The sequence below is a fragment of the Escherichia sp. WS568 genome (assembly GCF_046486085.1).
GTDB lineage: Bacteria > Pseudomonadota > Gammaproteobacteria > Enterobacterales > Enterobacteriaceae > Escherichia > Escherichia coli.
In genome coordinates this window covers 1-19,971 of sequence record NZ_JBJQMC010000031.1, presented here as the reverse complement: position 1 = coordinate 19,971, position 19,971 = coordinate 1, and the positions used below count along the sequence as shown (strand labels likewise).

At 44.2% G+C, this 19,971-nt stretch carries 20 protein-coding genes; 12 read left to right on the top strand and 8 right to left on the bottom strand.

What is annotated here, in order from left to right; all coding sequences use genetic code 11:
* Positions 1-4: 4 nt before the first annotated feature.
* The gene (locus tag ACJHWR_RS23015; protein WP_000128631.1) at positions 5-742 is read right to left on the bottom strand and encodes a hypothetical protein; all 738 of its coding nucleotides are present in this window, start codon (positions 740-742) and stop codon (positions 5-7) included.
* On the bottom strand, positions 739-1,224 hold the full coding sequence (gene mobI / locus ACJHWR_RS23010) for a conjugative transfer protein MobI(A/C) (RefSeq protein ID WP_000071885.1): 486 nt from the start codon (positions 1,222-1,224) through the stop codon (positions 739-741). Before mobI ends, ACJHWR_RS23015 begins: the two co-directional genes overlap by 4 nt.
* Before the next feature lie 758 nt (positions 1,225-1,982).
* Between mobI and ACJHWR_RS23005 the strand changes: the two genes are divergently transcribed.
* The 6 genes from ACJHWR_RS23005 to ACJHWR_RS22980 all read left to right on the top strand — a co-directional run bounded on the left by ACJHWR_RS23005 (position 1,983) and on the right by ACJHWR_RS22980 (position 11,774).
* Complete coding sequence (locus tag ACJHWR_RS23005) at positions 1,983-2,783, top strand: hypothetical protein (RefSeq protein ID WP_000004209.1); 801 nt, start codon at positions 1,983-1,985, stop codon at positions 2,781-2,783.
* A gap of 1 nt (position 2,784) precedes the next feature.
* Entirely contained in the window at positions 2,785-3,297 is a 513-nt protein-coding gene (locus ACJHWR_RS23000; protein ID WP_001140953.1) for a hypothetical protein, read from the top strand.
* Between the two features lie 593 nt (positions 3,298-3,890).
* On the top strand, positions 3,891-4,937 hold the full coding sequence (locus ACJHWR_RS22995) for a thioredoxin family protein (protein WP_000196728.1): 1,047 nt from the start codon (positions 3,891-3,893) through the stop codon (positions 4,935-4,937).
* The gene (gene trhH / locus ACJHWR_RS22990) at positions 4,927-6,342 is read left to right on the top strand and encodes an IncHI-type conjugal transfer protein TrhH (RefSeq protein ID WP_001257292.1); all 1,416 of its coding nucleotides are present in this window, start codon (positions 4,927-4,929) and stop codon (positions 6,340-6,342) included. The genes ACJHWR_RS22995 and trhH overlap by 11 nt, the downstream gene beginning before the upstream one ends.
* 8 nt (positions 6,343-6,350) lie before the next feature.
* Positions 6,351-10,304: a conjugal transfer protein TraG N-terminal domain-containing protein gene (locus ACJHWR_RS22985; RefSeq protein ID WP_000386159.1), complete on the top strand. Its 3,954-nt coding sequence runs from the start codon at positions 6,351-6,353 to the stop codon at positions 10,302-10,304.
* Positions 10,305-10,484: 180 nt separating this feature from the next.
* Positions 10,485-11,774: an HNH endonuclease signature motif containing protein gene (locus ACJHWR_RS22980; protein WP_001284752.1), complete on the top strand. Its 1,290-nt coding sequence runs from the start codon at positions 10,485-10,487 to the stop codon at positions 11,772-11,774.
* Between the two features lie 107 nt (positions 11,775-11,881).
* Here ACJHWR_RS22980 and ACJHWR_RS22975 read toward each other — a convergent pair whose 3' ends face one another.
* Complete coding sequence (locus ACJHWR_RS22975) at positions 11,882-12,400, bottom strand: HAD domain-containing protein (RefSeq protein WP_015059500.1); 519 nt, start codon at positions 12,398-12,400, stop codon at positions 11,882-11,884.
* Positions 12,401-12,530: 130 nt separating this feature from the next.
* The gene (locus tag ACJHWR_RS22970) at positions 12,531-13,070 is read right to left on the bottom strand and encodes a lytic transglycosylase domain-containing protein (RefSeq protein ID WP_000494967.1); all 540 of its coding nucleotides are present in this window, start codon (positions 13,068-13,070) and stop codon (positions 12,531-12,533) included.
* A 147-nt stretch (positions 13,071-13,217) separates the two neighbouring features.
* On the opposite strand from ACJHWR_RS22970, the gene ACJHWR_RS22965 reads away from it, so the two are divergent.
* The 3 genes from ACJHWR_RS22965 (at position 13,218) to ACJHWR_RS22955 (ending at position 14,840) form a co-directional block, all read left to right on the top strand.
* Positions 13,218-13,967 carry a thioredoxin fold domain-containing protein gene (locus ACJHWR_RS22965; protein WP_000720274.1) on the top strand — a complete coding sequence of 250 codons (750 nt, stop codon included), beginning with the start codon at positions 13,218-13,220 and terminating at the stop codon, positions 13,965-13,967.
* Between the two features lie 24 nt (positions 13,968-13,991).
* Complete coding sequence (locus ACJHWR_RS22960) at positions 13,992-14,384, top strand: hypothetical protein (protein WP_000843244.1); 393 nt, start codon at positions 13,992-13,994, stop codon at positions 14,382-14,384.
* Positions 14,385-14,579: 195 nt separating this feature from the next.
* The gene (locus ACJHWR_RS22955; protein ID WP_001424629.1) at positions 14,580-14,840 is read left to right on the top strand and encodes a hypothetical protein; all 261 of its coding nucleotides are present in this window, start codon (positions 14,580-14,582) and stop codon (positions 14,838-14,840) included.
* A 59-nt stretch (positions 14,841-14,899) separates the two neighbouring features.
* Here ACJHWR_RS22955 and ACJHWR_RS22950 read toward each other — a convergent pair whose 3' ends face one another.
* Positions 14,900-15,247: a hypothetical protein gene (locus ACJHWR_RS22950; protein WP_001684081.1), complete on the bottom strand. Its 348-nt coding sequence runs from the start codon at positions 15,245-15,247 to the stop codon at positions 14,900-14,902.
* Positions 15,248-15,617: 370 nt separating this feature from the next.
* Between ACJHWR_RS22950 and ACJHWR_RS22945 the strand changes: the two genes are divergently transcribed.
* On the top strand, positions 15,618-16,427 hold the full coding sequence (locus tag ACJHWR_RS22945) for a DsbA family protein (RefSeq protein WP_000031377.1): 810 nt from the start codon (positions 15,618-15,620) through the stop codon (positions 16,425-16,427).
* Positions 16,428-16,472: 45 nt separating this feature from the next.
* Here ACJHWR_RS22945 and umuC read toward each other — a convergent pair whose 3' ends face one another.
* Both umuC and umuD read right to left on the bottom strand, forming a co-directional pair.
* Complete coding sequence (gene umuC, locus ACJHWR_RS22940) at positions 16,473-17,732, bottom strand: translesion error-prone DNA polymerase V subunit UmuC (protein WP_042634445.1); 1,260 nt, start codon at positions 17,730-17,732, stop codon at positions 16,473-16,475.
* On the bottom strand, positions 17,716-18,150 hold the full coding sequence (umuD, locus tag ACJHWR_RS22935; RefSeq protein ID WP_000111290.1) for a translesion error-prone DNA polymerase V autoproteolytic subunit: 435 nt from the start codon (positions 18,148-18,150) through the stop codon (positions 17,716-17,718). Before umuD ends, umuC begins: the two co-directional genes overlap by 17 nt.
* Before the next feature lie 193 nt (positions 18,151-18,343).
* On the opposite strand from umuD, the gene ACJHWR_RS22930 reads away from it, so the two are divergent.
* Complete coding sequence (locus tag ACJHWR_RS22930) at positions 18,344-18,961, top strand: hypothetical protein (RefSeq protein WP_001130842.1); 618 nt, start codon at positions 18,344-18,346, stop codon at positions 18,959-18,961.
* 149 nt (positions 18,962-19,110) lie between these two features.
* Complete coding sequence (locus ACJHWR_RS22925; RefSeq protein ID WP_000770127.1) at positions 19,111-19,467, top strand: hypothetical protein; 357 nt, start codon at positions 19,111-19,113, stop codon at positions 19,465-19,467.
* Positions 19,468-19,753: 286 nt separating this feature from the next.
* Here the strand turns inward: ACJHWR_RS22925 and ACJHWR_RS22920 are convergent.
* Positions 19,754-19,971 (bottom strand): hypothetical protein (locus ACJHWR_RS22920; protein ID WP_215256891.1); only part of this gene is annotated, 218 nt, incomplete at its 5' end.

Here is a 19,971-nt window from a genome sequence, read left to right as displayed (position 1 = left end):
TACCTTATCGACGTTTGCCTGACAGTTCGGCTGCAATGTATGCCTGCACACTTTTATATTGCATTACTTTGGTGATGAACTCTGCTGGACTGTATGGCCCATCCTTACGGCGAGAAACATTCAGAGTCTTTTTCACATTCTCAACATATAAATTAATACTCTTTATAATGTTGTGAGACATAACCGGATAGTCGCTTACAGCCAGTAAACCCAATGAGTTGTACTCATACATTGTGTTCATGAGCTGGTTCATCTCGAAGATGTACTTGTAAAACCTCATGGTGTTGTGGTTATTGAAGTTGAGTTGTACTGGTTCAAAACTGAAAGGTACAAACTGAGTTGATGACATGAATGAGTCATTCTTGTCGAACTCAATTGACTTAATATAAGCAACAAGATTTTCTTTCATCTTATTGTTTTCTTCATGCAGCTCGTTGAACCAATCCTGAATAGCCTGAACAAGGTCAGGATGTTTAACTGCATCAACCGTTTTAAAGAGAGAGGAAATAGCGATACTCACATCATCAAAACCTCTGATGACTGCTCCATTTCTGGCAGTTAAAAACCGGTTAAAATCTGGGGTGCCGGGGTTAATAATAACTTTGGCCATACCCTGGTGCTCTGGTCTACGTTGAGTAGAAGTTTGAGCGTTTACGCCTTGCTTTTTATTTGAACCTTTTACCATTACATCTTTTGGTTCAATGTTAATACGCTCATTGTCCGTGATAATTGCGTCGGTCATTGTGCCACCTTAGTTTTTGAGTATTGACGGATTTTTCGTCCAAGTTCGATATATGCTGAATGATAGAGCTCAAGCATTTCTCTGTAAGGCTCCAGCAATGCTTCCGTTTCAGAAATCATTTCGTATTCCCAGCTGGCATGGTTTACAAAACAGTTCTTAGAATATTTTCCACTTTTCATTGGTTGCACCCGTTTTGACATGTGACTAGGCGCTCTTGTTTTATAAGGGCTGAACTGATGCCAAGTGATCGTTACTTTTCTGGCATTACCAATTAGCTCAACTTTTGGTGCGTAAGAACCCAGATACTCCCTCTTTGGAACTTTGCTATGTCGGGTAAGGTTAATCTCTTGGTGGTTTCGTTCCTTCCACTTGATCCAGTATTTTGTAATGAGATCTTCAGCCTCAACACGCAAACCTTCAATCTGAGCACGTAAATTTTTACGTGTTAGCTCTATAGAACTTATAAGATTCGAATTACTCATGACGCCTCCTGATGTGAAATTACTATACCGGAGGAAATTTCCGTTTTTTTTCACGAACAGAAGATTTTTGAATGCTCTTTGATGAGGGAATTGAACAGATGTAATGCACTCGCTGTTTCCCCCATTCGGGAGGGGCCTTCAGAAACAGTAACAGCGAGTTTAGCCTCACTTCCATCGCTACCCTCTAAAGTTACTTTTGAGGGAATGACCATTGTGGATTATTGCTTTTGATAATGTGCATTGCTCTATTAAAGTTATACATATATCTAGTGCCACTTTTCCAAAAAAAATGACCCTATGGAACTTTGTCCATAGTGACACTTTTATAAAAAGTGACCCTATGACGACATTACATAGGGTCACTTTTCAAACATAAGTGACCCTATGTGAGGTATTCATAGGGTCACTTTTCTTTGTTTAGTGATCCTATGTAAGCATGAGGTTGATGAAAAGTAAAAATGTCAGTTTATGACGGTCAGTGAAAGACGTCGTTATTCTAATCCAACGTTGGGAGGGGCTGGATTTAGGTTTTTTTTTAATCGCTTCACATTTCGTTAGCATGCGAAGAAATTTTGATAAAATTCTGGTCAGTTTGGTTAAAAAGTGTTACAAGTAAGCGGTGTGGTTGAAGGGATAGATTTAAGGCTTATTCAAGCCTTAAGAAAATACTAAAAGTTACTTTTCACCCTACCGAACACCTAACAAAAAATCCATGTTGAAGATTTGAACAATTGTAATGGCGCAAGGACAATCAGCACATGTCAGAATCTGATAATTTAACTCGTAGCTTACTCGGTAAACTTTTCCGCACTGAGATTTCGCTTATTCGTAGTTACCGTGCATTTTTAATGTTATTGCCTGTGCATGGATCTTCTGCATATCAAACTGGGACTCCTCTTCTCCAGCGTCGCCTATTTGGGAAAGGATTTAGTACAGCCGCTGATTTAGCTTTTGAAGTGGAAACACGTCCAGGTAGTTTTTTGGTTCCGCGTACACTCGGAAAGGAAATTACATGGGAGAGGTTTTTTTCTGCGGTCTTGGACGGTGATTCCAATGTAATTCGTGAATATGATACAAATGATATTGACTATGGTATTTACGATGCCGGTGAAAAAGTGACTTTTCTGAATGGTACAGTGGATATCTATAATCCCAAGAAGATTCATGAGTTGCGTTCTAAATGTGTTGATATACAGAATGACTACTTTATGCAGGTGTTCTTTATCTCAATGCTCGCACCAGAGTTTGTAAGTGTTTTCTTTGGTTTAAAACCAACTACAGCTGATGCTATTAAAGACATTGGTTATTCATCGTTAAAAACAATTAACGATGTCGTTCTTTTCCCACGTACAATTGCTTTCTCACAAGGGCATATTGAAGAGAGTGTTTCACTTAAAACGAAAGTTTTTGCCTGGGCTTATGAATTGTCTGCTGACATCCGGTTAGGAAAAGTTAGTGATGATTTGATGGAACTATTACGTTATGACACTATGTTCACCAGTCACCGTCAGGATGTGTTCAACACTTTAACAAATAAAGTTATGTTAAAGGATTATTAATATGGCAAAGGTCGATCAAACAAAAGCTAATGCTCTATTGCGAGCAGCAAGGACTATGTCGCTTGGGGCAAATAAAAATACAATACGAATTTTGTACGGTAATCATGTTGCTGAAAATATCGATTTTGAGCCTGGTGCAAAAACAAAACTCAAAAAAGGTATCCGGGGCTGGAGCAAACGCACAGATAACCGCCGAGCTTTTTCTGCTGTTATTGATGTCGCAGTTAACTATTTTGGTTTTGATCCAATAAATCCGGAAGCGAGTTTTCGGCAAATTGACTTCAACCGAATAATGAGTGTCCTTCATAATCTGGGATACTTTGTATGCGCACCGGAAGTTAATAAAATAATAGAAATCCTTACTTCTATGAAAGAAATTGAAGAACTAGGTGCCTGCGAAAAATGTAAACGCCCATACATTGTGCCAGTGACAAATGATGCTTATTGTCCACGTTGCAGATTATCTTCAACTGCTTCAGCCATAGAGAGGTATTCTCAAGAAGAATTAGATTAAATTTAAAAAAGATATCGCGAAACTTGCCTTGTCTGAATCTAAATATTGACTTAAGTCAAATTCTGTTGTTTGCTTTACAATCAAATATTAGTTACAACTTAAATATTAACTCTTGACAAGTAAAGATATAATTTGATTTTTCTTTATACAGTCTTTCTTCGTTCCAAAAAATGTTCACCTTTTTTTCTGTTGAAAACGTAAAACTACTTAGGTTCTCTAAAACCTTCTATGCATGACGACTTCTTAATCGCTTTCAATTAATATATTTTATATTCTTGCCTAAGTTCGCTTCTTTGATCCTTAGCTATTCCTTCTTTGAAATATAGAAACAGCGTTACTGGTGATGATTTTTTTCAGCTCTTAATACACCTGTTTTCAAAGCAATATTTGCTTTTAGATATTCGATAAAACCATGTTTTTGTTACACCGGATTTTTCACAATGTGCAAGATGGATGATCTTTCCATCACCGAGACTATCTTCTTAGTCAGCACTCCTTTTCCGTCCTTTTCAACATAAAAACGACCATGCTATACGAGCTCTAACCTTTTTTTTGTATGCCATCATAACCGCATCAGAAAAGGAGAACGGTCTATGACTCGTATTGCATTAGCGCCTTCAAAGATGGTTTTGCTTATGTCTTTGGTAATTACTGGTGCCCACGCCAGCCCTGAGCAACCCCTAATAAAAGATACGCCCTTTGTATCAGGCCAGGCTTATAAGAAGGGTTTCTTCTGGTATGACGATCCTGCTAAAAAAAGCGAAGCTGAAGAAGAAAAGGTTTTGCCACCAACCGGTGCTGCTAGCTCGCCTTCAAAAGAGGAAAAGGTAGATTTAAATTCAAAATGGCTAAAAGAGAATATGCCTCGACTGTTAACGCAGGCAATGGATAACCCTACCGCAGAAAATCTATCACGTTATTACACGGCGCAAAGGTTAATGCTGGATATCAGTACGCGTTTTTCTGACAAATCAAAAGATTATTTTCTTAAAAACCCGATGATGTCTGAAAAACGCAGGCAACCAGTGGAAAAGGTGGCACTGGATGCTCACCGCACTGTTGTTGAAAAAAATCAGCAAACGGTAATGAAAGATATCTTTACTAAGTCAGGTTTATTTTTCTTTTTCCAGAGTACTTGCCAGTTTTGCCACGAAGAGAGCCAAATACTTCAATTTATGCAGAACTATTATTCGGTAGATATTCTTCCAATCAGTATGGATGGAAGGCCATTGCATAATGGCCTTTTTCAGGATTTTAACATCCCCAATGCACAAATTATTGATCAATTTAAAATTCGAGAGGTACCTACAATTTTCCTGGTTTCAAAGGATGGGACATCAGCTCAGCGCATTAGTGAAGGCATGATCTCCGCTGATGAATTAAAGAACACTATTATACTTGCCGCGAAGGGCATGAATCTGATCGATGACGCTTCGTTTCAGTCAACTCTAGATATTAAAAGGCAATATACCATCGGTGATGATGGCGTTATTACCGTTAATAAATCCGAAATGGAATCAGACCCATTCTTACTTCAAAAAATAATGGACCAAAAACTCGAAGGCTATGACATGCCTACGGCCGATCCGGTCAATTATCTCAATGCTGGCGGCAGTTTTGGAGGCACTTATGCGCAGTAATGCCGTTTTCAACTTCAAAAAGTTACTTTTGTCTCTTTCTGTTTGTGCTGCAATTTTAGCCCCGACTGCAAATGCAGACAACGCAATGCGTAACATTTTCAATGGCATGATGACGTCTACCAGCCCGGCCACCTTTTCCACAGCAACCCGTACAGGCATAGTTGGCGGGTCAATGTCTTACCGAACAACAAACGTTAATACCAACCTTGTTTCCATGTCGTTTCCAAAAGCTTCTGTCGGTTGTAATGGTATTGACGTTTTTCTTGGGTCCTTCAGCATGATCAACGGGGACCAGCTTGTGCAGGTGGCCCGTGGTATTGCCCAGGGTGCGGCTATCTATGCTTTTAACGTTGCTGTTTCAGCTATTTGTGCTGACTGTGCTGCAACGATTAATGACATCCAAAACAAACTGCAAGCGCTAAATAAATTTGCGAAAGATTCATGCAATGCAACTTACTCTTTCCTTTCTGAAAACGTGGGTACGCCAAGCCAGTTCGCTAACTCAGTTAGCTCTGGACCAGCCTCAATTCTGGGATCGATTAATGGTCTCATTCCTGATTTTGGCTCATCGATGACAAAGTCACCTGAAGCTGTCACTTCTCAGGTTAAAGCAAAGGATCCCGAAGAGTTCGCTGAAAAATTCAGTGGTAACCTCTTCTATATGTCGTTCATGGATATTGATAAGGGAACAATGAACATCGGAGGGGTAACGGAGTTATCCGGTTATAAATTGGCAGAACAACTTATGTCTCTCGTGGGTACTGTCATTATCAACTGGGATAGCAAAGGCGAAAAAGCGGGAATGGAAGTCCGCCCGTCTACCATGACTGTCACGGATTACATCATGGGGCCACCAGCTGGCGGATCAATTAAAATGCTCAAGTGTTCTCCGGCACCAGATCCATCATCCCCACGAAAGGCTCAGTGCCTTGTCATGTCAGAAGTTAATGACGGTGGTTTTAAGGGATTGAAGGATACCATTTCTGATCTTCTTTTAAACGTACAGAAAAAAATCATCAACGACGTTCGTGTTTCAGATGATGAATTACGCATTATCTCCTATATCGGCATCCCGACCATTATCGACTCTTTGCAAACATTCGAAGCACCGGAAGGGTACGCATACATTCAGGACATAAGCACTATTGCTGCGACGAGCCTCGTAATCAACATGTTGCGCCAGGTTGAGGCCAAAATTTCAACCATGAGCATACCGAGTGAGTCGCTGTCGGGTAAAAGGGATGATCTCAACCGATTAACAGACAATCTCTCAAAACAGGTTAAAGCCGCCTATGAGCTATCGCACAGCCAGGTCGGTACCAGCTCGGACGTCATTTCAACCTGGGATAACCGTCGCCTGCAACGGAAGGCTTTCACTGAAAGTATTCGTGGCACACGTAACTGAGGTCTGACATGGATTACAACATATATACCCTGGGTGATATTGATTTTGTCTGGTCGGCTTTTACCGGTATTGCCCTAATCTTTTCTCAATATACTGGTGTAAAAGAGTTCCTGACCACGGCCGCCGTTGTAGCAGGTGTGAGCCTATTCTATAAAACGTGGCTATGGCTTCAGGCTCCGACCAAAAATGAATTACCGTTTTTCTCCTGGTTTTTGGGGTTGATCCTTTTCATGATGGCAATGGTTCGAGTGGATGTAACTATTGAATCTGTAAAGTCGGGAGAGGTCAGAAACGTCGACGGAATTCCAATTTTTATTGCTGCGATGGCCACCGTCACCACTAACTTAAGCCAGGGTTTGCTGAAGGATTATAAAACTGCGTTTGATCCGCTTTCTCCGGTGGACCTGTCTGCAACAACTCTGGACGATGACATCACCCTCGGTCCGATGATCCGATTCGTGAAGTTTTTGCAATGGGGCGGCGATAGCCAGGGCTACTGTTCTGCATTTCCTGAACCGGCCAGCGGGCTAGGGCCAATGAACGTATGTGCTACCGTTCAGTCTCTTGCATACAACTGCCTGAAGGCTACCCAAAACTCAAGCGCAAATATTGCCGGTAAAGAAACTATTTTTAACGATATTTTCTCAGCTAATCTGGCAGATAGCATGGACCGGATTAATCAGGCGATGAAAGGCGCACTGAAGAATGCCTCTGCCAGTATTGTTGGCGCTAACGGTTCAAAATCTGGTACGTGTGATGAGGTCTGGTCAACTGTGAAACAGGTTACCAGTACAGCTGAAGCTCGCCAGACTATTTCCCTTATAGGACAGACAAACGGCATCCTTACTCCAGACGAAGCAAATGGTGCACCTACCGGCGCAAGTTTTACTGATGTTATGGCGTCAGCAAATGGTATGTACGGTAAGGCTATTGGTTCGTATGACGCCACCCTGAACCTGTTCATAATGAATGAGCTCAGAAATGGCGCAAGCAAATATAAGACCCCACTCGGTCTGGCTTCCGATATGCAGTTGTTTGAGGCTTCTCTGAAGCGAACCAACACAATGGCTTCACAGGGCCAGTTGTGGTTACAACTGTCTGGAGCAGCAATCGCATTCCTTGAGATGTTTGCTTACATGGTTGCTCCATTTGCTTTGCTTATGCTGCTGGCGTTAGGTGGTAATGGTGTTGCCGCTGCGGCGAAATATTTGCAACTTATTCTCTTCGTGAATATGTGGCCGCTTACGGCAGTAATGGTCAACGCGTATGTGAAGAAAGTCGCGACGGCCGATCTGGATACCTGGAGCACCCTCAACAGCCAGAATAATGCCGTCACGTGGATGGGGCTCCCAGGGCTTGCGGAAACATACAGTTCATACCTGTCTGTTGCTTCCGCGCTTTATGCTCTGATTCCGGTACTCACATTATTCCTGATGACACAGTCGATTCACCCGATGATGAATGCGGTTAAGGGAGTGACCCCCGATGCGCCGGTGGATACTGGTCATGTAACGCCCAAAGTATGGGATGGCCCTAACAGCGGTAAATCTTCATTTGGTGACGTGACACGAACCGCCTTGACCAGTACCGGTCAGGGATACAGCGATGGCGGCGCAGTTGATTCAAGTAATTTCCGTCTTGGAATGTGGAATGCTGGTTCAAGTATCGCTAACAGCCAGGGGCAAGGATCAGCTGTAACCTCATCAGTTATGAGTGCGGCAAGTAATTCATTCCAGGCTGGTTACAGTCAGATGAGTGAAATTGGAAGGTCAGGACAGTCGAGCCAGCAGTTCTCAACCAACCTGCAAACAATGAAGCAGATCTCGGATAAGATTGGTGCCTCTGTAGCAGAAGGTATTGCAACGAAACATGGGGTGAGTGCGTCTCAGATGGCCAGCATTGCTTCAAATGTTATTCTAAACGCTGGGCTTAATGGAGGTGCTGGAACTGGCAACGGAGCCGGGCTGAAAGCAGCTGTAGCAGGGCAATTGAGTAGCGGCGCATCTAAGACCAATACAGGCAGTGACTCGCTTTCAAATGACCTTTCAAAAGCAATCACGAATCAGCTTAGCCAGGATTCTGCTTTGACTGACCAGTTCAGTAAAGCGGCGTCTCAGGTAAGCAGCGATCAGATATCCAATACTAATGCGTTTAAAGAAGCATCGTCGAAAATGAACCAGGCGACACAGACGATGGCGCAAAACATTTCTACATCGGTATCGACTAACGCCAGCTCCAATAGTGGAATGAGCCTTGATTCTAAACAAAGCATTAACCTGGACAGGTTCTCCGATTCTATTCGCAACAAAAACTTCAGTGATGATGATGTAAGGAATTTTGCTCGTAAGAATGGGCTGGATGAGAATGCGTTTATGGAGAAATTCAACTCCTATAACGATACCTTCAAGGCCAGTAATCAGCTTGGTTCGCAGCTTCAACGTACTGACGCGCTTGTGGCTGCAACACGAGATTTCAGTGAGCAAAAAATTGCGATTGATACCGCCCGGGGAGAGACGGCCGAAAGTAATAAACAGGATCTCCGTGAAACCTCCAGCCTGCTTAAAAGTCTGGTTTCCGACTTCGGTGGTAATGCACAGCAGCTGCTACCTATCACCAATCAGCTCGACAGAATTTCAGGCGAAGGGTCAGGAATTAATACTATCACTCAGGCACAGGATAGAACTCCTGACAGCGTAAATACGTCTGGCGTGATGAGTGCGTCACGCGTAGGGGAACTGGGTGGAAGTGTTGATTCGCAGGCTAAACTCGGTCTTTCCTCCAACGCTCAGGACGCGACTCAGCGTGTCCCTGGAAAAAGTGAAGCTGGCTTTACTCCGTATAACCTTGATAACGCGGGCAAAGGCGATATTCAGGGAATACATAACAACAACGTGGGCCGCACTTATTCTGATGAAGAAAGGAATGTGCTCAATTCTCTCAAAACGAATGGCCCTGTACTGAATAATCAGGGTGTAGAGAAAGTCGTCAATTCAGGTCAGGATGTCAGAAATGCAGAAGGCACATTTAACGATCTGGAAAAGGCTACCGGAGGTCGGGTGGTTGGTGATGGAATGGATCAACGAGCCACTGCTTTGAACAGTATGTATCAGAGCGGTCAAGTTCGTGGCTTATCTAATAACACTGATAACTACTTTAGTCGTGTTGCCAACAACCCGAACTTAAGCCGGGACGATAAGCGAGCTGAATTGGCACAGCAAGCTGTCTTTACCTATGGTGCCAGCACCATGGCTACCGGTGCCGAAAGAGAGCAGCTCAAAGCGGATACCCAGAAGATCCTTAATGAACTGGGTAACTATAACGTTAACTGGAGTATGAATGACGTTCAGAGCATCCATAGCAGTTTCAACACTCATAACAGAGCTGATGGTTCACTTGAGTCAGTCGTACGGGCAAACCTAGGAGAGGGTGGGTCGGGCGGTGGTCTCGTTGGTAACCGCACTCAGACCGTCACAGATCGCTTGGTTGGGGAAAAGATAGAGGCCAACACTGAGCGGGGCGCGATTTCTGGTGCGCTACTCGGGGGCCAGCAATTTGTTTCGGATACGCTAACCAGCGTTGGGGCGAAACCGGTAAATGAGATGCTTACGGGAGCGGGCATCCTTCAAACCCAGACATCGATAGCAAATGATGCCTCTAACCCTGCAAATATGCCTGATTCTCTCCAGGGTAAAGTCCTTAATCACATGCAGATGTCTGATGGCGTCGCAGCTGTAAGTGACCGGTATCAGAGTATTAGCAGCGACGGCGTTTCGACTTATGCGAATGCAGCGCAGAACTCTGAAAGGGCTATCCGGCAGCAATTGACGGATGACCCACGCTTTGGGCCTCAGAAAGCAGATGAATTCATTCAGTACATGAAGTCAGAGCTGAGCAACACAAATGAGCCTTACCAGTCACGTGTCGATAAAGCGGATCAGTGGCTTAATGAAAATAAAAGGTAGGTGAGTTTCAAATATAACCTAATGAAAATTAAACGTATTTACTAAAATATGGTGTTAAACAGTGAAGGCCGCAAAGTATAAATTTGCGGCCTTTTTTATTCATAAACTTAGCTGATTTCTGTACAATCTCGTTCTTTATGTAGTAGATGTTCCGGCTGAATAGGCACTGAGACACAGGACATGGCAAACAAAGTAAAAGATATTAACCATCCATCTATTAATGATAGAGAACGTCGTGTCTTGGAAGAACTAGGTATATGTAATGGTGCACACTTTAATAATTTGCTTAAAATTGCCCGCTATCGTCTCAATGCTGGTTATTCCCATGCTGAAACTGTACTTTCTTTACGCTGCACAGGCTCATACATTGAGCGTACCGTAATGCATGCCCCCAAAAATACCCGTAAAAAACTACGTGAACACCTACAAAAATTTGCTCTAGAGACAGAGCAGAATAGCGAAACCGTTTATTCTAATTACAATACTCAGCTCCGTGTAATTCGAGAAAAAAAACAAAAAGAACATTTGATGGCCAAGCGTAAGGAGTACATTCGCGTTCGGCTAGAATCTTGTAAAACAAGGGGGGAGCGGTTGATGGCGTTCGGTCTAATTGACACTATCGATCCCGAATATATACAGGAACTGGAAGACCATCTGGCTAAGGTTAGTCATCGTAAGATGTTGGAGGATAATGACCGAAAGGTAAAAGAACGCAATAGACTGTTGAGTGAAATGAAAAAAAATTCAGCCCGTCTCACCGAACGAATAATCCTGTCGGAAAAAGAGGAACCAGATGAAGAAGCCTCTCTTCCAATACTGGTACGTAGATATATTCCCGGCGGACGTGCCGCAGAGTTCGCTATTTATGCACGTTCAAACGCTACATTACCTCCACTAGAGATCATTGAGGGTTTTCTAGGGTATCCAGTTGGTGGCCGCGAAAGATCGCAGGAAGATCAGCCTAAATCTCCACCGGCCGCGATTATGGTCGCTATGAAGACTGATGGTATAGAAGAAAAGGAGCTTCAGCCGAATATTCCTGATGAAACTACTGTACCGGGTAAGCGTAAGGGTAGTAAGACAACTGTCGAGACACGACCAGATCAGGCCTCATTTGCAGAAGCCGTCCGCAACAACTGTTATGACCAATGTGTGATTACAGGCTCTAGACTGCGCCAGCGCACTGAGGCTGCTCATCTGATGGAGCATCGTAACGGAGGAGTAGACCATTATACAAATGGGTTGCTCTTACGCCATGATATACACGATCTTTTCGACGCAAACATGATTGCCATTCATCCGGTGACGTTGGAGGTTAACATTCTCGCTGAAGCTTTGGCGGTAGATCATGATTTAGCGGCATATCAAGGAGAGTTTATTAAGCCGCTGCGTAAACCCATCAATACTGAATTCCTAAAGCACCGTTGGCAGGTTTTTCAGCACCGGAACCAAACTGAGCAGCAAGCTTAAGAGACCGGCATGTTTTCTTCCAACTGTGCAATGCTTTGACCCGGGGCAGAAATGGAGAAGCATAGAACTGATAATGCGGGCATGCTCTCCGTAAAAGTTACTTTAATTCAGGAAGCCCAACGTTTCATAAGCAGATGATACCTGGTGTTAAGAGCTGCAAGATCAGATTCGGTGAGGCCGGTGTAATAATTGGTTTTTTGCAAATGTGGATAACCGACCGGGAATAATGATTCGTCGTCATCAAGGCAGATAAATGCTTTAACTCGATGTGAAAATACAAAGTCCTCACACTCAGCAGCCCGCACACCTGACTGATTAGGTTTTAAATATACCGAATCGGTAGCACCTATGACTTTGTCTCTATAAGGTAGCCGGAAAAGAGATTTCAGGTAAGTTATACTGGCACATTCACGCCACGAACTGGAGATGACAATCACCATGGAAGGGCATTTATCCAGTAATTTTTCCACCAATGGCATTCGCTCAAAGGTTTCATTTTTGCACCTGTGACAAACCCCATCGAAATCTAAGAAAAGCACGACATGCGAATCAGGGAGAGGGCCCCATAAACCAGCTGTTGTTTCTTCAGGAACACATACTTCTTCATGAAGAGGGCTTTTCTGCATCAAGAAAGAAGAGAGAATCTTAAATATATTTCTTGCAGAAAAAGACAATTTATTACCCCTGAGTCTATGCGAATTTTTTGCGGGGGGGTACCCAAGCTACTCGATGATCTTCTGTAATATCAGGTTGAATTTATTTAACAACAGGAGTCGGGTTTTGCTCCGGGACATTTTTAGCTATATGGCCATTGTATCGAGGAGGTTGTTGGGTCCATTGATAAAGCTCACCCATCCCGTTACGCTGCTGGATCCGGCGATTGTACTTTACCATGAAGTTAAATATGTACTTTGCACGTACCTTTGGGGTTTTGCTGTTGTAATCTGCAATCCCTTCAAACACATTGCCCTTGCGATCAACAATTTTTCTGTAGAGCCACCATGTTCCAACCCAGAAACTAGCGCAAGCATCGTAAGCCAGAACCCGCCACGTTACAGTCGGGAAATGCTTTTTTATTTCAGGCAGATTGGATGAGTTGATCTGCATCGGGCCAATATCATAAGTGCCGTTAGTATTCCTGCTGAAAGTACCAACCTTACCGCCTTCATTGTCAAACAACGTAAAAACCAGTTCGGCATCAATTCCGAAGAAGCGGGCGGCATCCGTAATGCACTGAGTGTAAATCTCATCAGGAACGGGAATAGGTTTCACATCATCTGCTGGTGGTGTAAACACAACGATTTCTCCACTGAATCTACGTTTTATCTATTCTCCCATATATCTATCGACTTTCTTTCGGCTTTACCCGTTGATTTAAGCGTTTAAGCAAAATTCTGGAATTTTTGGGCGTGATAATATTAGTGCTCGATTCAAGGAGCATAAATGAAAAAAATTATTAAGGCATCGGTATTACTTCTTTCATTAAGTACCGCCTTCACGATGAATGCCGAGCCGGTTAATACAATGGTACTGCCAGATGCAGCCCGGGATAAGCTCAAAGCCATTGGGCTTTCAATCGAGCACGTCGAACCCTCGCCAGTAAAAGATATTTTTACGGTGATTTCCAGGGAGGGGGTAAGTTACGTGAGCAAAGACGGAGATTACATTTTTACCGGAAGCTTATTCCACGTGAAAGGTAAAGATGTGGTAAACACCACTGAGCAGGCCATTTTAATGGGCGTCCGGGAATTCGCATCCAAAACAAAATCCATCGACTACAAATCACCAAACGAAAAATACCGGCTTGCTATCTTTACCGATATAACCTGTGGATACTGCCAAAAACTGCATCATGATCTGAAGTCTTATCTTGATGCCGGTATTTCGATTAAGTTTCTTGCATTCCCACGTGCAGGACTGAACTCGGTAGTAGCCGGGAACATGGCCAAAATCTGGTGTTCAGCAAAGCCAAACGAAGCTCTGGATGCAGCGATGAATCCGGTTTCAACTATCCCGGAAGGACGTCCTGATGAGGCTTGCTTAAACATTATCAAATCGCATTTCCAGGTGGCCTCAACAATCCCGCTGCAAGGTACTCCTACCATGGTGACACTAAGCGGCAAACCGCAGTTATTTACGGGGTGGCTGAGCCCGGAAAACCTGGTGACCCAAATGGGCGCTGCGCAAAAGTAACTTTTCCGACTGTAAGAGGTGTGTATGAAATCTACTTTACTGAGTACGTTAATGCTGGTTGCTGTAGGTGTACAGCCCGTTTTCGCTGCACAATGTCAGTACGGAGCCTGTGGAACGGAAAACGATCCAGGAATCGTATTTCTGATGTCATCGGTACAAATGGATCAAGGTGAACAACTAAAGGAACTCTCTGGTGTTGCGACCACAGGTGACACCATCTCTAAAAAGATGGAAAGCTACCTGGGAAATAAAAAGCTCAAGGTAAACACCGACAGTACCCGCAAGGGGCCGGGTAATACCACCATCAGGCCTACAGATGAGCTCGCCCCAACGAGGCAACTAAAAGTTATCCGGCCCGAACTGGTAAAAAATCCCGATTCGCAGCTCGTGGTAGCTTTCAATGAGCGCCTGGCCTGATTTATTGACTGAGAGCGTCCAGAAGGAAAAAAGATGTCGATACTCAGTAACTTCGTCATCAGGGCAACGGGGATACCTGACAAAAAGTATCTCCGGGATCCCGTAATAAAACGTTGTTATGAACGTCTGAGTCGTAGGGTGCCTGCTCTAATGACGGGTTGGCTTCTGTGCATTCTGGGTTCAGGGTATGTCAGTATGGCACTGGAACAGCCTGATAGCACTGTGTTACTCAGTCTGCTGCTGTTGTATGTTATGTCAGGCATTTTACTGATGCAGTTCCAGTATATGTATTCAGAGCGAAGCATAGGCTACAAGTTCTACCTGGAAGTGCTTATGAATGCAGCCGCCAGTACTCAACATAAAGAACAGTTACAGTATCTAATCATTAATAAGCCCAATTCCATCACGATGGGCGATCTTTACCGACTTTATGATTTTAATGGGGGAGGGCGATAGCCACGTTTATGTGCGTGTCCAAAAGTCACTTTTGAACATTCTCTTCCCGCCGTCTGCTTTCAGTTCCAGGGGATCACTGCAACATAATTTCCGGAACGCAGCGGCGCATCAAATTTATCAGTAAAGGCGTCGATCATTGCTGAATAAGCAATGCTGTCTGACGGCACAGGTGCATTGCTTTGCATACTCACTTTCAGAACCTGCTTTGCTCCTTTCGCTGACGGGTATACCTCGACATCCAGCTGTCGCATATAGTGCATCTGCGACATCGTCTCAGTGCCTATTACCCCATCGACCGGCCTGTAGTCATAGTCAGTATGCGATTCGCCATGCTTGTCAGTTCTCGTTGTCTTTTTATCTACAACGTAGCCTGTCACCCCAGTAAGAAGCTGCTCGCTATACTGCATGTTCTCCTGTGAGCTGCTCATTCGGAACCTGAGCACATAATCTGGCTGGTGAGTGGAAATAATGACTCCTTTTTTTGCTAATCCATCAGCAAAACGGCCTGAAAACATTCTGGACTGAATACTTTCGTCCGGAGGGACTATCTGAAACCTTTTATTTGTAACAGGACGAGGCATTAGATCGTACGCATCTACCTGGTTTGCGAAATGATATCCACAACCACTCAAAAGCATTGCGGTTGTGAGTATAAAGCCCTGCCTAATCATCCTTTAATCTCCAAAAAGCATTGTTTCACGAATAATTCCGATTTACCGGGCCAGTATAATCCATCGCAGGTTAATAACTAACAGGCTGAAAAGCATAAAGGTAGCTATGTCTAAAGAATTTTATTTAAAACCGATGGCCACGATTTTAATTTCTGCGGTAATTGCTACCGCTGCCTCGGCGTTAATCGCGGCAACTTATTTTAAACCGAAGGTGCTCAGTGAGGAAGAAATTGGCAAAATTGCCGCTACTTACCTGGTAAAAAATCCCCATTATTTAGTGGAAGCAGGTAAGGCGCTGGAAAATCAGAACGTAAGTGCCTCAGTGGAACGAATAATTCCATATGCGCCAGCTCTGCTGGATACCAAGGAGACGCCAAACATCGGCCCGGATGACGCCGACGTCGCGGTAATCGAGTTCTTCGACTATCAGTGTATTTACTGCATGCGGGTTACACCTGTTGTTGAATCGGTAATGAATCAGAGCAAAGATGTAAAATTCTTCTTTAAAGAATTCCCGATTTTTGCCGGTTCAAAACCTGTATCTGCCATGGGGGCCGCTACGGGTCTGCACGTCTATCAGAATTTCGGTGCTGAAGCCTATCGTAAATACCACAACAACCTGATGGCTGTGGCTCATACCTTCATGACCTCTCAACGCAAATTCGAACTCAGCGACTTTAATACTGTGGTGGATAAGTCAGGGTTTAACAGCACGTTTTCTGACAGGGAAAAAAACCGATATGAAAACGTGATCTCCGGCAACATGCAGCTGGGCGAAGCGCTTGGGATCACCGGCACACCCGGCTTCATCATTATGAATATGAAAAAGCCGAATGCGGCGACTACCACATTTATCCCCGGGGCTATGGACGCAGCAACTTTGCAGGGCGCAATCGAAAAAGCTCGCGGGGCCTAAAGTTACTTTCACTTTTGATGAGTACGGCCATGCCGGTCATGGCCGCTACGCTTTTACAACGAGTAATTCATCCCAGCGGGTCGTATATCTCGGTGATAGCATGGCCTGTTTCATACGAAAATCCTGTTGAATGCCTTCCCCCAGCAAAAACAGAGCTCCGCGCTTTTCTTTATTGAACCGGTCCATAACTTTCATCAGTGCCTGACTGCCAGGCCTGGCCGGGCGCTCATCAAACAGGCTGAGTTGCTCTGTGCCGTCAGTCATAGCGGAGAGCATTACCCCAGCTTTCGCATACGCTATCCCGGGTTTGTAAATGCGGTTCAGGATGGTCATGGCTGCATCAACCAGATCGCGGGTGTCCTGTGTAGCGGTAAGCGGCTCGATACCACAATTGCTGTAGCGGTTTTCACCTTGCGCATAATTGCTGCTCTGAATGAAGACTGTGATTTGACGGGTCCACGAGCCATCCTTGCGCAGCTGCTCTGCCGCCCGGGCGGTAAAAAATGAAACTGCCTCATGTAGCTTGCCTATCTCATTAAGGCGCTGACCAAAACTTCTGGAAACGATAATCTGTTGCCGGACAGGAGGGGATTCATGCAGCCGGAAACATGGTTCGCCATGCAGTTCCCGCCAGGTACGCTCGATTTCAACGCCAAAGCTTTTACGTAAAAAGCGAACGTCGCTATTATAAAAATCACCGGCAGTGATGATCCCGAAAGCCGACAGGCGTTCACTGATCTTTTGACCAATACCCCATATTTCTCTGGTACTGATAAGGCCCAGGAGCTTCCTGATCCTGGCCTGATCAGTCAAAACTACAACCCCGCCTGTAGCTGCCCATCGTTTGCTCGCATAGGTGCATAATTTAGCCAGGGTTTTGGTGCTTGAACACCCCACACCACAGGTAAGGGACAGATTATGAAGAAGTGTACTTCTGATCAACCGGCCGTAATCTTCATAATCTATTATCTTGTTCATGTTTTTCAATAACATGAAATTTTCATCTATGCTATATCGACTCGATTGAGGCGCGAAGCTTTCCAGCGTTTCATGGAAGCGATTTGAGTAGTCTTCATACAAAGTAAAGTTAGAGCTCCGGACTTCGATCTGGTGTTGCTGAATCAAATCCCTGCACTTAAAAATTGGGGTCCCACGCTTAATACCAACGCTTTTAGCCAGTTTATTCATTGCAATGACGGACGAATCGTTATTGCTGGCTATGATGAGCGGCTTTTTTGCCAGCTTGGGATCCATCGCACACTCAAATGCCGCATAGGCCCCGTTAATATCAACGTGCATGTACATGGCTAAACTGATTCAGTGCAAAGGTGACGACGCCCCATATCTCAAGGGATTCGGGATTTACACGTATCGGCTTATAGGCTGGATTAGAAGGCATCAAAAGCAGCTCAGGATACGTGTGTAAGATCTTTACCGTGAACTCTCCATCCACCAGCGCAACGACGATAGAGCCGTGTCGTGCCGTTAAAGACCGATCCACAACCAGAATAGCGCCATCATTGATACCGGCATTGATCATACTGAGGCCCGCCGCCCTGACAAAGAAGGTTGAGGGGCGGTTACGGACTACATATTCATGCAAATTTAATTCATTATCTTCATGCCCGGCGCACGGACTCATCACTCCACAGCTCAGTAAATCACTGAAAAAAGGTGCCATTTCGTAAGGCTTGTTGCTAATGTGCTCAAGGATAACAGACATAGCTACACTCGAATTCTCATACTGTATGTATAAACAGTATTGCGAGTTACAGAGAAAAGATCAAATCTCTCCGGTAACGCTATCGAGCCTGACGAAAAATTAAGCTTTGTCACAAACACCAAAAACCATCTTTTACCGATAATGGCGAGCTGGCCTACGAAGAAGGTATACAAGCTAGGATGAAAGGATTCTGATGCCCCTCCCACCAAATTTTTTATCTCCTGAAGACCAGGCTGAGTACGATGCTTATATGTCAAGATTCAGCGAGATAAATCACTATTATGATTATCACACTGTCCCCGTGATTGACTGGTTCTTTAAACAAGCAACCGAGGCGTTGCATCACGAACTATGGATACCGGCCTGTACGAGCTTCCTGAACGGGATTGAAACATCACTCATGGTTACGTTGAAGTCGCTGATGCTGAAACCAACAGTTAACGATCAGCATGCAGCTCCTGAGCTGGTGGACTTGGAGGGTATCTCCGTAATGAGTAATGCCTTACTGAGAAAGGCCAAGCAGGAAGGGGTGCCGGTAGAATTACTTTCATTTCCAGCCGAGCAGGATATGTTGGTTAAGGTAGCAGCCGGGAGAACACCTGAAGCAGAAATTGTCAGGCTGAGAAACAACCTATGCCATGGCAACATTCTGGAGTTTATCATGTCTGTTGATATCGGTACTTCAGGACCCATACGTATTTTTACGCCTGAATGCTGTCGTGAACTGGCGCATGAACTTTCGTCCATTTCCAGGAATTGGGTGGTAGGTTTGCACAAGTACTGGGTCGACAACAATCTGATTTCCCCCTGAAGCTCCTTGAACCTTGCTTTCAGAAGCCAGGTGTATGAAACCCTATTGGATAATATTTAAAGCCAAAATATGGGGATCTCGTATTCGGTGACAGGCATGGTATAAATGATGTGTCTGAGCAACCATCATTGATAATCATGGAGTGAGTCATGAAATTAAAATACCTTCTGTTATGTGCAACTCTGTCTGTCGCCTTTACCTCCTCTGCGGTCCTTGCATCTGAAAACGGGAAAAAACCGATCCCGGGCAAATCAGATGTGATGGTTGCCGATATTTGTTTAAAACCTGAAATCCAAAGTGAAACCGATTATAAAAAAACGAAAGAACTGGTAAGGACTGAGTTTGAAGAAAACTTGCCTGTTGGATCTAAAATCAAAGAAAAAGACTTGAATGCCGTAATTGAAGCATTTGCTACTCGTAAAAGGGACACGCCGGAGCGAGCGGACCATTGCCAAGAAAACGTACGTGAAAGATACTGGGAAATGAACCCGGTGAAAGATAAATAAAATACATTCACGTTGTATAATATAGAGGCTTCAATTCTGAAGCCTTTTTTATTTTCAGATTATTTTGATTCTGACAATAATGAAATAAAATTGAGCATTATCGCTTAACACTGGATAAGAAAAAGAGCCATCTTTTATATTGGACAGGTTTGAATTTAAGGAATTTTGGATTCACAGTTTTCTGCGTTATTAGACGGCAAGGGCAATCTGGTATGATTCACCTAACACACGAATCTGGAAGGAAAAGTATATGGGTGACCTGGTCAGCAAAAATAGCATTGACCGTTTAGAGCGATTTCATTCTTTGCTGGCGGGTCAGTACTGGACGTCCACTGACAGCATCCCTGAAGAGGGTATTGTGGCAGGGGATACACTGCTCATTACGTCTTTGCGTGGCACTGTTGCAAATAGTCGGTGGTGATAAACTTATCATCCCCTTTTGCTGATGGAGCTGCACATGAACCCATTCAAAGGCCGGCATTTTCAGCGTGACATCATTCTGTG